8 protein-coding genes are annotated in these 12,680 nt (G+C 56.3%); 3 read left to right on the top strand and 5 right to left on the bottom strand.

The window, feature by feature from the left end; all coding sequences use genetic code 11:
- The first annotated feature begins 32 nt into the window (after window positions 1–32).
- Complete coding sequence (gene pdxR / locus HED65_RS15235) at window positions 33–1,430, top strand: MocR-like pyridoxine biosynthesis transcription factor PdxR (protein ID WP_114979193.1); 1,398 nt, start codon at window positions 33–35, stop codon at window positions 1,428–1,430.
- A 14-nt stretch (window positions 1,431–1,444) separates the two neighbouring features.
- On the opposite strand, the gene HED65_RS15230 is transcribed toward pdxR, so the two are convergent.
- Together HED65_RS15230 and HED65_RS15225 are read right to left on the bottom strand one after the other, a co-directional pair.
- Entirely contained in the window at window positions 1,445–2,341 is an 897-nt protein-coding gene (locus HED65_RS15230; RefSeq protein WP_114979192.1) for a CBS domain-containing protein, read from the bottom strand.
- Between the two features lie 174 nt (window positions 2,342–2,515).
- Window positions 2,516–2,677: a DUF1127 domain-containing protein gene (locus HED65_RS15225; RefSeq protein WP_049004982.1), complete on the bottom strand. Its 162-nt coding sequence runs from the start codon at window positions 2,675–2,677 to the stop codon at window positions 2,516–2,518.
- 176 nt (window positions 2,678–2,853) lie between these two features.
- On the opposite strand from HED65_RS15225, the gene HED65_RS15220 reads away from it, so the two are divergent.
- Complete coding sequence (locus HED65_RS15220; RefSeq protein WP_049004983.1) at window positions 2,854–4,272, top strand: aminotransferase-like domain-containing protein; 1,419 nt, start codon at window positions 2,854–2,856, stop codon at window positions 4,270–4,272.
- 61 nt (window positions 4,273–4,333) lie between these two features.
- Here HED65_RS15220 and HED65_RS15215 read toward each other — a convergent pair whose 3' ends face one another.
- Both HED65_RS15215 and HED65_RS15210 read right to left on the bottom strand, forming a co-directional pair.
- The gene (locus tag HED65_RS15215) at window positions 4,334–5,455 is read right to left on the bottom strand and encodes a ribosomal protein uL16 3-hydroxylase (RefSeq protein ID WP_114979191.1); all 1,122 of its coding nucleotides are present in this window, start codon (window positions 5,453–5,455) and stop codon (window positions 4,334–4,336) included.
- 135 nt (window positions 5,456–5,590) lie between these two features.
- Window positions 5,591–6,193, bottom strand: coding sequence for an ATP-dependent Clp protease proteolytic subunit (locus tag HED65_RS15210; RefSeq protein WP_028016528.1), 603 nt, complete (start codon window positions 6,191–6,193; stop codon window positions 5,591–5,593).
- Window positions 6,194–6,469: 276 nt separating this feature from the next.
- Here HED65_RS15210 and HED65_RS15205 point away from each other — a divergent pair, with 276 nt between their 5' ends.
- On the top strand, window positions 6,470–7,087 hold the full coding sequence (locus tag HED65_RS15205) for a response regulator transcription factor (protein ID WP_114979190.1): 618 nt from the start codon (window positions 6,470–6,472) through the stop codon (window positions 7,085–7,087).
- A 3-nt stretch (window positions 7,088–7,090) separates the two neighbouring features.
- On the opposite strand, the gene HED65_RS15200 is transcribed toward HED65_RS15205, so the two are convergent.
- Window positions 7,091–12,673, bottom strand: a complete 5,583-nt coding sequence (locus HED65_RS15200; protein ID WP_114979189.1) for a trifunctional serine/threonine-protein kinase/ATP-binding protein/sensor histidine kinase — start codon at window positions 12,671–12,673, stop codon at window positions 7,091–7,093.
- Between the last annotated feature and the right edge of the window lie 7 nt (window positions 12,674–12,680).

The following is a 12,680-nucleotide window of genomic DNA, read 5'->3' as shown; positions in this document are numbered from 1 at the left end:
AAAGATACAAAAAACGTGAAATGAGGTAGGACATGAAGCCGGGTTATCACGAGATCTATACCCGCTATCGCGACAACATCACGCGCGGCGTGCTGAAGCCTGGCGACAAAGTGCCTGCTATTCGGGTCCTGGCCGAAGAGCTGAAAGTGGCGCGCAAAACCGTCGAAACGGCCTATGCCATCCTGACGGGCGAAGGGTATCTGGTGAGTCAGGGTGCGCGCGGCACGCGGGTCAACCCGGATTTACTATTGTCGGAGAAAAATGCCCCTGCGGAACAGCCCACCGGTACGCTTCCGGCATCGCTTATTAGCCAGCGAGAACGGGCCGGTTTTCTGCGCCCCGGCATCCCCGCGCTCGACAGCTTCCCGTATAAAAAATGGCTGCTGCTGGCAGGCCAGGCAACGCGTGCCATGCGCCAGGAGGAGATGCTCAACCCGCCAGTCCTGGGCTGGTATCCGCTGCGCCAGGCCATCGCCAGCTATCTCAACATCTCGCGCGGGCTCTCCTGCAGCGCCGAACAGGTGCTGATCACCAGCGGCTACAGCGGCAGCCTGCGCCTGATCCTCGACACCCTCGCCAGCCGCAGTGATAAGGTGGTGTTTGAAGATCCGGGCTACTTTATGGGCCAGCAGTTGCTCAAGCGGATCGTGCCGCGCCTGCACACGGTTCCGGTCGATCGCTGCGGCATCGACACGGAGTATCTACTTCGTCACCATCGCGATGCGCGTTTTGCCATTGTCACCCCGTCGCACCAGAGCCCACTGGCAGTGACGCTCTCCCTGCCGCGTAAACAGCAGCTTCTCGATTGGGCCAGCCAGAACGAAGCATGGATTATTGAAGACGATTACGACGGTGAATTTCATTACACCCGTAAGGTACTGCCTTCGCTGAAAAGCCTCGACCAGCACGACCGGGTGATCTTTATGGGTACCTTCAGCAAAACCATTATGCCGTCACTGCGCATGGGTTACGTGGTGATGCCCGCCAGCACCGTCGGGGCGTTTACCGACTGCGCAGACATCACCACCAGCGGCCAGCCGGTGCTGACGCAAAAGATCCTCACCGCGTTTCTCAACGAAGGCCATTTTTTCCGTCACCTGAAAAAGATGCGCGCGCTATACCAGACCCGCCGCGACTGGATGATTGCCGCCCTGCGCGAGGTGTATGGCGATCTGTTTTTCACCGAGCAAAACGATGGCGGGATGCATATTGTGGCCTTTCTGGCGAAAGGCAGTTGCGACAGAGAAATCGCCCGTTGCTGGCAGGAACAGCAGTTGCAGGTGAATGCGCTCTCGGAGTGGTATCGCGGGTCGGGTAAACGTTATGGGCTGGTGATGGGTTATAACAATGTGCGAACGTATCAGGAGGCAATACAGCTTCTAAAACGACCCTATTCAGAAACACTCATAATAATAGAAAAATCATCTTGAGCCTTAGTTTGTCTTTAAGATACTCTGATCGAAACAAGTATATCATCTTTAAATTGTTCGGCTTTTTTTCGGCAGTCTTCCTCTACTTTTGCATCGGACAATGTCAGGAGGCTTCTTGAAAAAGATAGTGTATGCACAAAATCCGCCCATTCTAAACCTGAGATAATTGAATTTTGGCTATGCGCAATTTCATTACGTATTTTTTCAATTAATTTCATATAGCGATCAAATTTACTTTTACTACTAAATTCAAATGTCGAAAGAAATTCACTATTATTCCTTAGGATAGATTTCTTATCACAAAACTGGATGCAATCTAGTAATGATATAGAGTCATTGAGACCCTTTCTTGTCTCGAAAATATTGTTCGCACCTTCCATTCTTTCTGAGCTAACGTATTGCTGCCATTGATTATCTGGAAAATAATAATTTATCCAGAAATTAAGATGCATTTCTACCAATGAAATGACACCAAAAAAATAAGTACGAGGCAAGGGTTTATTTAGATCTGCACGAGTGATTATCGCTACAATTTTACCATCACTTGTAACATACTTAAAAAAATCATCGTTTAAAATTTCGAGAAGTTCTACAAGAGATGTTTTATCATCAATGCATGATGTTTTTTCTATTCTAATAATATAATCACGAACTTTTCCTTGCTTTAGTTTTGCCCTTTCAACTTGACCTATAATTTCACCTTTTTCACTGACTACGGCAGTAATGTCAAAGTCTCTTTGAGTAAGAGCATAATGTGCATTAGATGCATCATCGCTATCTTTACAGCATAGAATTGGTTCGCAAATGAGGCTCACAGAAATCTTTTCAAGGAAAATACTATTGATGGATTCGAAGCGGGTACCATTACGTCTGTAACCTGTCAAAGGAGACATCCAAAGTTGTGCGCCCATTATTCACCTTTCATTAAAACTAAAAATTGGGGCGGATAATAACGCCCTGCACATTTTTCACGATGTAATAATAAAAGAAGCTGATTGGTTTGTACAAAGTCTCGATCGAAAAAATGCCTGCACTGATAGCTGAACATTGCCGGGTAGCGGCTGCGCCCTACCCGGCCGGGACGATCACACATCATACCGCGACAACCCAACATCCCTGAGCTGCTCGTCGCTCATCTGACTCAGAATGCGGCGGGTACGGTGAATGCGGTACCAGTTGCGTAGCGTTTTCGCGATCCAGACAAACGCAATAAACGGACGTTTTGAACGATTCTCATAGAATTCCATGATGCTCTCCTCGCTGTGCCAGTGGGAATATCATCAGGGAAAACGGCATGCACAATACAGATTCAAAAACAGCTTTTGTTTAACATACAGATCCGCTAAAACAGTATCTGCATGCCTTTTTTTGCGGCAATCTGTACTGGTTTTACAATCTGTATGGTGAAAACAAAGGATACAGCATGACGCGCTACCAACATCTGGCCAACCTTCTGGCAGAACGCATTGAACAAGGGCTGTATCGCAGCGGGGAACGTTTACCGTCGGTACGTGCGCTGAGCCAGGAGCACGGCGTGAGTATCAGCACCATACAGCAGGCTTATCAGATCCTCGAAAATCTCCAGCTGATCACCCCCCAGCCGCGTTCCGGATATTTTGTCTCACAACGTAAATCCCAGCCCCCCGTTCCGGCCATGACGCGCCCGGTGCAGCGGCCCGTGGACGTGACACAATGGGATGAGGTGATGATGCTGCTGGATGCCCGCGCCGACAAAGAGATGATCTCCTTCGGTGGCGGCTCACCGGACATTAACCAGCCAAGCCTGAAGCCTCTGTGGCGCGAGATGAGCCGTATCGCGCAACACAACCCGAGCGAGATGCTGAGCTATGACGTACTCGACGGCCGTCTTGAGCTGCGCGAGCAGATCGCCCGCCTGATGCTGGATGGCGGCTCGACCGTCGCGGCGAATGAGATTGTGATCACCAACGGCTGCCACGGCGCGCTGTCGATTGCTCTGCTCTCAGTCTGCAAGCCGGGTGATATCGTGGCAGTCGAGTCGCCGTCGTTTCACGGTACCATGCAGATGCTGCGCGGCTTTGACATCAAGGCGATTGAAATTCCCACCGATCCTGAAACCGGGATCAGCATTGAAGCGTTAGAACTGGCGCTGGAACAGTGGCCGATTAAAGCGGTGATCCTGGTGCCGAACTGCAATAACCCGCTGGGATTCATCATGCCGGAAGCGCGTAAAAAGCAGGTACTGGCTCTGGCCCAGCGGCACGACATTGTGATTGTGGAAGATGATATCTACGGTGAGCTGGCGGCGGAATACCCGCGCCCGCGCACCATTCATTCGATGGATATTGACGGCCGCGTGATCCTCTGTAGCTCATTTACCAAAACCGTTGCGCCGGGTCTGCGCGTCGGCTGGATTGTCCCGGGACGCTATTACGACCGGGTGATGCACATGAAATACGCCGCAGGTGGCTTTAACGTACCCGGCACCCAGATGGCGGTGGCAGCGTTTATTCGCGACGGCCATTATCATCGCCACGTGCGCCGTATGCGTCAGATCTATCAGCAGAATATGGAAACCTATACCTGCTGGGTCCGGCAGTATTTTCCGGCGGGGATATGCGTGACGCGTCCGCAGGGAAGTTTCCTGCTGTGGGTTGAGCTGCCAGAGAAAGTGGACATGGTGTGCGTCAGCAAACAACTGTGTCGGCTGAAGATCCAGGCGGCGGCCGGGTCGCTGTTTTCCGCCTCCGGGAAGTATCGCAACTGCTTGCGGATCAACGTGGCGCTGCCCCCGACGGACAAAAATCGTGATGCACTGAAGAAGATGGGCGAGGCGATTGTGATTGCGATGGAGGAGGGCTAGCGCGGCCTGATGCCCTCACCCCGGCCCTCTCCCACAGGGAGAGGGAGAAAACCGTGCAGCACTACTCGTCGAAGTACCAGTATCCCTGGTTAATCAGCCCGGTGAGCTCTTCAACAAACGCCGGGTTTTTCAGCGCATCGCCCAGCTCGGCCTGACCAAGTTCGGTGTAGCGACACAACGCATCTGCGGCCTTCGCATCTACCGTTTCCAGCAGTTCGCTGTTGATAAAGAAGCTGCCGTTAATGTTCAGTACGCGCAGTCCGCTCAGGCGAGATAACCTTTCGCCGCCCTGTAGCGCATCAATCACCTCTTCCGCTGAGTATGGCGGTTCCGCAGCAGCAATATCCAGCTCGTGACGCGGCGTAGAGACAAAGCTGCCGAACCATTTCGTGAAATCGTCAGGTTTGCTGATCATGTCGATCATCATCTGGCGAATACGATCGAGCTCATACTGCTCCACGCGGCCGGGGTGTTCGCGGCAGGTCAGATCCGGATCGCTGTAATGCTCTCCCCCCAGATCGTTTTCCAGCGCGTAATCGGCAAAACTGCTGATCAGATCGCGGCCATTTGGCCCACGGAAACCGACAGAGTAGTTCAGCGCGGTTTCATGGGTAAAACCGTCGTGCGGGAATCCTGGTGGAATGTAGAGGATATCGCCCGGAGCCAGATCTTCGTCGATGATCGGCTCGAATGGATCGACATGCAGCAGCGCCGGATGCGGGCAGAACTGACGCATTGGCAGCTTGTCCCCTACGCGCCAGCGGCGGCTACCCATCCCCTGAATGATAAACACGTCGTACTGATCGATATGCGGGCCTACGCCACCACCCGGAACAGAGAAGGAGATCATCAGGTCATCCAGACGCCAGTCTGGCAACACGCGAAACGGACGCACTAGCTCTGCCGCAGGCATATGCCAGTGGTTCACCGCCTGTGCCAGCAGTGACCAGCCGGTTTCACCCAGACCATCAAAGTGCTCAAACGGACCATTGCTGGCCTGCCATTTACCGTTGAAATGGCTCACCAGACGGCTATCGACTTCCGGCTCCATCGCCAGGCCAGCCAGCTCGTCCGGGGTAATCGGGTCAACAAAATTCGGGAAGGCATTTTTCAGCACAACGGGTTTTTTCTGCCAGTATTTTTCGAGAAATTCCGGCCAGTTCAGGTTCAGTTGATACGCCATGGGTAGCACCAGTGAGAGGGGAAACAGGCGCGATTATAGGGGAGACGGTGGAGGGGGAACTTGTCATGGGTCAAACGAGCTTGAGTAGGTCGGGTAAGGCGAAGCCGCCACCCGACACATACGCGATATTAGCGCTTAATCGAGCTTCAGCTCGTCATAATGGGTAATCAGTTTACCCACGATACCGTAATCCAGCGCTTCAGCCGGAGACATCCAGAAGTTACGGTCGGTGTCTTTTTTCACTTTTTCCAGCGGCTGGCCGGTAGCGTCAGCGATCAGCTTATTCACGCGATCCAGCATACGGATGATCTCACGCGCTTCGATTTCGATGTCCGTCGCCTGACCACGTACGCCGCCCAGCGGCTGGTGGATCATGAAGCGGGTATTTGGCAGTGAGTAGCGATGTTCTTTTTTCGCCGCCAGGAAGATGGTGATCCCGGCGCTCGCGACCCAGCCGGTGCCAATGACGTGCACGTCCGGACGGATGAATTTAATGAAATCGTGGATGGTATCACCCGCTTCCACGTGGCCGCCCTGGCTGTTGATGTACAGTTTGATCGGATCGTTACTTACGCTTTGCAGCAGGATCATCTGGGTGATAACTTTCTGCGCCAGTTCCTGGTTGATCTCACCAGAGATGACAATCGAACGGGATTCCAGCAGTTTTTGCTGCAGCGCGCCTGCGCCGTTTGCCCCTTCTGCCTTATCCTTGTCACTTTCTTTCAGTGTGTAGTGCATTGTTATTTCCTCAGCTTATCGCGCTCAAAACCAGAGTGTAGCCTGTTTTACGGGTCAAAGTCCTCTGAGACAGACAGCTTGTCGGTGCATAAAATCAGCGTTTCATTCCTTAACCGCCCCACCACGGCTCGCTATACTTCATCTTCACACGGTTATCATATTGTTAAATGATAATGATAGTTAATGTGTTAAGATGAAAGTCAGCATAAACAGTCTCTTACGTACCCGTCGGAACTGTTTACATCCTCGACATGTAAATCAGCACCGGGGCGGTGAATGGAACACATTGTGTATGTGGTTGATGACGATGACGCAGTCAGGCACGCCGTAATCGGGTTACTGGGATCGGCAGGCCTGAACGCTATCGGCTTTTCATCGGCAGAAGCGTTTCTTCAGCACCGCTTTGAAGAGCTACCGTCGTGCGTGGTCCTCGATATGCAAATGCCCACCATCTCGGGTTTTGAGGTGGCAGATACCCTCAAGGGAACCGGGCGCGAGATCCCGATTATTTTTCTCACCGGCCACGGCACCATCCCGATGTCGGTGCGCGCTATCAAGGGCGGCGCTTACGAATTTCTCACCAAACCCGTTGAATCTAACGCGCTTATCGACGCAATTGAATCCGCGCTTCGGCTGGCGGAAAACAACGCGGTGCGCAATAAAGAGCATTACGCCCTGAAGCAGCGGCATATGTCCCTCACACCGCGCGAACATGAAGTGCTCCAGCTTGCGATAAGCGGCATGCTGAACAAGCAGATTGCCGCCGAGTTAGGCGTCAGCGAAATCACCGTGAAAGTGCATCGTCGCCGCGTGATGGAGAAAATGCAGGTGCGTTCCGTCGCGGAGCTGGTCAGGGCCGTTGAGCGCCTGACCAAAAACCTGCCTGCGGAGTAACGTTTACGTATCCTGTTCAGCCAGCGGCAGCGCAAAGGCAAACACGGTGCCGTGTGGCTCCCGTTGGTGCGCGCTCAGCTTCCCGCAGTGACGCTCAATGATGCTGGCGCTGATGGTTAGCCCCATCCCCATCCCCTGCGCTTTGGTGGAGTAGAACGAGTCAAAAATCTGCTCCAGCTGATCGGGTTCAATGCCGCTGCCGGTATCCGCTATCTCCACAATAACTTTCCCGTCTGCATTGCGGGTACTGAGAGTGATGGTACAGGGGCGATCCTTCACCTCGGCCATCGCCTCTACCGCATTCATCACCAGGTTCAACAGCACCTGTTGGATCTGCACGCTATCGCCGATGATAAAACTCTCCTGCGCCTTTAACAGATAATCAACGCTAATGTGTCTCTGCTCCAGCTCGCTACGGGAGAGCGTGATGATATGGTGGATCAGGTAGTGCATGTCGATGCGCGAGAAGGTGGGATCCTGCTTGCGCGTCAGGGACTGAATACTGCGAATGATCTCCCCCGCCCGCGCGCCTTCCGCGGCAATCTCCTCCAGCCCCTCACGCACTTTGTCCAGACGGGCGGGCTCGCGGTTGAGCCAGCGCAAACTCGCACCGGCATTAGAGACGATCGACATCAGCGGCTGGTTGATCTCATGGGCGATGGACGAGGTTAGCTGCCCGACGGTGGTGGCGCGGGAAACCCTCGCCAGATCCGCCTGCGCCACCCGCATGGCATCCTCTGCGGCGCGCTGGCTGGTGATATCGGTGATGATCCCGTAATACTCGTTCACCTCGCTGCCCACGCCCACGGGATCGCCAATCCCGAGGATGTAGCGCGTTGAACCGTCGGTACGCTTAACCCGAAATTCCGCGCGCATGGAGAGCCCATCGCGCACACTCCCGGTGACGATGGCGCTGATGCGGGCATAATCGTCCTCATGGACGAAAGTCAAAAACTCCGCCATGGAGATCATCTTTTGCTGTTCGGGCAGGCCGAGAATGCGGGCGTACTCTTCCGAGACAAACATCAGATCCTGCTCCAGCTCCCAGCGCCAGCTACCGGTGTGGCTGATCTGCTCGCCAAGCATCAGCGAGGTCTGGCTGGCACGAAGCTCTTTCTCCACCCGTCGGCGCTGGATATTCTCCGCCAGCAGCTCGGCGTACAACCGCGCCGTCTCCAGAGATATCGCGGCCTGCGCGCCCAGCAGGCTCACCACACGCGAGTGCTCGGCGGTGAAGACCTCCGGCATCAGGCGGTTTTCCAGGTATAGTACGCCCACCAGCCGCGCCTGTTTGAACATCGGGACGCACATGACGGCCGCCCCCGAGGTCACCAGATAAGGGTCCTGACTAAAGGGATGGAACTCCTCCGGCTTACCGGTGCGGATCTCCTGCCCGGTACGGATCACCGCGGCCAGCACCGACAACGGCATGTCGGTCGCCGTCGGCACATCTTTCAGGATCCGCACCCGCACGCCTTCGGTACTGGTCCAGGCGCTGGCTTCGATCTCCGGGATCAAGTTATCGCTCACGCGAAGCAGCAGGCCACGCTGCGCCCCGGCGCGTTCGAGCAGGATCGTCATCAGATTTTCGATCAACCGCTCGAGGTTAATCTCTTCCGAGAGCGCGCGAGAGGCTTTGATCACGCTCTGTAGATCGCGGATCGTCTCATTCTGGGCGAACGCCACTGTGTCGTAGGCACTGGCCTGTCCGGAGGCCAACAGATGCGGGAAATCCTGCTCCAGCTGGCGAATTTTGGCCTGTGCGCCCGTGCGGCCCCAGGCGGCTATCGCCCCGCGGAAGTGCGCGTCCGAGGCGGTCGGGTAGCCGCAGGCCAGCGCAAAGCGCCCCGCCAGCTCGTGGGCCAGGGCGTTTATCGGATTAAACCCGCCCTCGCGGGAAAGCCGGACTGCTTTCTCATACTGCTCAAGCGCAATGCTGTTCATCCCATCCAGACGCACAATTTCGGCATAGATCAGCGCCTCTTTATCCGCGAATGTACCGGGATTAATGCGCGCCCAGAGGGCTATTTTGTCGTAGTGGGCGTGAATACTGCGGCGGTGATTCGCCGAGAAAGTCTCCGGCGTCAGCTGCCGGGAAAGTGCCAGGGCGCTGTAAAGATGGTAATCCAGCAGATGGATGTGCCCTGGCGCAGACCACGCGTACCAGCCCGCCATCTCAAGATCTGCCTGCGCATCGGCATACTCCCCGCAGGTAAAGTGTGCCATGCCGCGGTAGAGCCAGTACCAGAACAACATGGTCGAGGTTTGCTCCGGCGCCTGCTCCGGCGACGCGGGAAGCAGCGCCTCAGGCAGCACCTGAGACGCGGTCCAGGTCCCCATCGTCGGCGTGCGCAAAAAATCAACGTAGGTGCGCTGAACCAGCAAGATGGTTTCAACGTCCTGAAAGTGGGTTTTACGCACAAACGCCAGGCCACGATCGATGCTGGTCAGCACCCCGTCCAGGTGATCGCCTCGTGAGAGGAAGTTAATGACCTGATGGCAAGCCGCAAAGCAGGCCATCGTCATATCCCCGTGGGTCACCGCCGAGGTGAAGCAGGCTTTTGCACACTCAATGGTGAACGATAGCGGCTGGGTCCAGACGCTGAGTTGATCAAGCGGCAGCAGGGTTTTGGCTTCAAACGCATCATAGCCGTGACGGTTCACCAGCTTGTGAGCCAGCGTGCCGTACTGGAACCCGAGACGATACTCGGCGTAGCGCTGGCCAATCAGCACGCCAAACCAGGCCATCGCCGTCGTGGAGGCACCGGTGATACCGTGGTCGAGGGTCAGGTGCATCATGCGGCAGAGCAGCAAAAAGTGCAGACGCGGGCAGATGAAGCTTGCGCAAATACTGGCGCTGTAGAGCAGGTTCATCACCGCTTCCGTTTCCGGGTTATCCATGCGAGAGAGCTGGGCATAGCGATTTTGTGGTGCGTCACCCACACGGTTGCAGAAGTGTTCCCAGGCTTCGTCACAATCGGCATCTTCAGGATAGCGGCCGATCTGGATACCAAAAACCCCCAACCAGCAGAGCGCCGCTTCCAGCGCAAGACGGCTGTCTGACTGGCGAATGTACACTTCCACCAGCAGGTTAGCCGCCAGCGCCTTTTCGGTCAGCCCGCCGGGGCAACCTAGAATGGCGTCACACAGCTTGCGGGTCCGCTCAAGATGCCCCAGCGCAAACTCGCAGCCCGCCTCTTCAATATCGAGCATAAAGTCTGACACCACCCCGGCGTTGCCCAGCGCTCTGGCGGTCTGGATATAGCTGAGCGCCGAAAGGTAATCCCCCGATCGCTTTGCGCGTCGCGCCGCCAGCAGGCTCAGCTCGCGGAACATCTGGCGCTGCGGGGCGGGCTGGATGCTGTCCAGCGCGGCCGTGACGTGATGAACGGCGCGGAACAAAAGCTCGTTCCCCGCCGCCTGACGCGCAGCGTCGGCCAGCAAGCTGGCGGTGGTCAGGTGAAGATGGCTTTTCTCATGTTGATCCAGCAGCGCAAAAGCGGCCTCCTGCACCCGGTCGTGGGTGAAGGCGTACTCTTTTTCCGTCAGTACGATGAGCTGGGCCATCACCGCCGGGTGCAGCGCATAGCGCATTTCCGCCATCGACATGCCGACCACGCGGCATATCATCTCCATCTCGCCCGTGCCACCGAGACAAGCGATGCTGCCCAGCAGGCGACGCGTCTCATCGGGCATCTCTTCAAGCTGTTCCAGCACCAGGGTGACGACGTTTTCGGTGTAATGCCGGGCGCGGATCGCCTGCAGATCGTAGTGCCACTTATCCTGATATTTGTTGTGCACCACCAGCCCGTCATCGACGATGCGGCGGAAAAACTCATGCACAAAGAGCGGGTTGCCCCCCGTCTTCTCGTGGATCAGCGTAGCGAGATCGGTCGTCGCCGTGCTGCGGGTACGAAATACCGTTGCCAGCCAGCGCGCCACCGCTTTCACGGACAGCGCCTGCGGGACAATCTCGCTCGCGTTTTGCGCCGCCTCCGGCAGGCTCGCCAGCTGCTGTTGCAGCGTGAGTTCGGACAACGAGCTGATATCGCGGTGAGCGACAACCACCAGCAGCGGGATAGCGCCACAGTTCATCAGCAGATGTTTGAGCGTATGCAGGCTGGCGGCGTCGCTCCACTGAAGATCGTCGAGCACCAGCACCAGCGGGCATCCCTGAGCGGCAAAGGTTTTTACCAGCGCCAGCACCATGTGGCTGAAGCGCGCCCGGGCATCAATGGAAAACGTATCCGCCGAAAAACGCGGTTTGCTCTCAAGGAGCAGGCCCAGTTCAGGCACCAGGCTGACAGCCAGCGCTTCGTACCCCTCCAGGGCGCGGGACAGGCGAATTTTCCACTTCGCCACATCGTCTGCGGGCAGCCCCAGCAGGTGCAGCGTCAGGGTGCGGAACGCAGAGCTTAATACGCCGTAGGGCAGCGACGGCGAAAACTGATCAACTTTACCCACCGCCAGCAGCACCGTACGCTGCTGCAGCGTTTTGAGTGCCGTCGCGATGATCGAGGATTTCCCGATACCCGACGGCCCGCCAATCGTCACCAGCTCCGGCACCAGGTTCTGTCCCACCCTCTCAAATGCGGCAATGACGTCATTCGCCTGCGGATGCGTCGCGAACAGGGAGTCCGCCAGATGGATCGCCGGAGTTCGGTCCTGCTGCCCGGGCGTAAAGGCGACGATCTCGCCCTCGCAGGTCAACGTCGCCTGGCAGCGACGGAGGTCGGCAATCAGCCCGTCGACCGTCTGGTAGCGGTTATCAGGATTCTTTTCCAGCAGCTTCAGGATGATGGTCGACAACATTCCTGGCACGTCCGGACGAATCACGTGCGGGGCCAGCGGCGCCGAGGCAATATGGTAATGCGCCCAGTTGGTCTGATCATCCTCCCCCAACTCAAACGGCAGGCGTCCGGTCAGGAGTTCATACAGCACCATGCCGAGGCTGTAGAGATCACTGCGACCATCGACCGGGCGCTGGGTGCGGGTCGTGTGCTCTGGCGACATATACGCAGGCGTACCGCCTGAAACAGCAAGCCGGGTCTGGGAGAAGGCTCCCGAGAGGCTACAGGAAAGACCGAAACTGCCCAGACGACAGGTGGCATCGTGATGAACAAAAAAATTGCCGGGCTTGATATCACCGTGGATCAGGTTTTGCAGATGCATCTGACGCAGGGGAACGCAGATCTGGATCGCCAGTTCGATAAAGCGCGTGATACCTGAGATCGCCCTGCCCGCGCGCCGCGCCAGCAGTTCAAATGAAAACGGGGCGTAAACCAGCGCGAAGCGCCCCCGGTACTGGGTAGACGCAACAGCACGGATGGCCCAGCTGTCCTGCAGCACATCACGCAGCGCAAACTCGTTTTTAAGCAGCCGGGTGGCCCGCTCTTCCTCCTCGTCGCTGACCGCGGTGGCAATAATAAATGAACCGCCGGAATGGGGATGGCGTGCGTGCATCCAGGCAATACCGCCCTCCTGTGCCAGAACGGTAAAAATCACATCCTCTTTAAGGACAAAAACCCGCCCCTGATGAAGATTCCCCTGGGCGGGCCAGAATGCAGGCTGCTCATTTTCGTTCATCCGCGAT

Origin of the sequence: Pantoea sp. LS15, from assembly GCF_012241585.1 — a bacterium.
In the GTDB taxonomy this organism is placed as follows: Bacteria; Pseudomonadota; Gammaproteobacteria; order Enterobacterales; family Enterobacteriaceae; genus Enterobacter.
The sequence above is the reverse complement of the archived record's forward strand: the minus strand, read 5'-3'. Positions and strand labels throughout refer to the sequence as shown.

Bases quoted from the DNA above. Each gene is read 5' to 3' on its own strand.
- pdxR (WP_114979193.1), top strand. From the start codon at position 33: ATGAAGCCGGGTTATCACGAGATCTATACCCGCTATCGCGACAACATC.
- HED65_RS15230 (WP_114979192.1), bottom strand. From the start codon at position 2,341: ATGGGCGCACAACTTTGGATGTCTCCTTTGACAGGTTACAGACGTAAT.
- HED65_RS15225 (WP_049004982.1), bottom strand. From the start codon at position 2,677: ATGGAATTCTATGAGAATCGTTCAAAACGTCCGTTTATTGCGTTTGTC.
- HED65_RS15220 (WP_049004983.1), top strand. From the start codon at position 2,854: ATGACGCGCTACCAACATCTGGCCAACCTTCTGGCAGAACGCATTGAA.
- HED65_RS15215 (WP_114979191.1), bottom strand. From the start codon at position 5,455: ATGGCGTATCAACTGAACCTGAACTGGCCGGAATTTCTCGAAAAATAC.
- HED65_RS15210 (WP_028016528.1), bottom strand. From the start codon at position 6,193: ATGCACTACACACTGAAAGAAAGTGACAAGGATAAGGCAGAAGGGGCA.
- HED65_RS15205 (WP_114979190.1), top strand. From the start codon at position 6,470: ATGGAACACATTGTGTATGTGGTTGATGACGATGACGCAGTCAGGCAC.
- HED65_RS15200 (WP_114979189.1), bottom strand. From the start codon at position 12,673: ATGAACGAAAATGAGCAGCCTGCATTCTGGCCCGCCCAGGGGAATCTT.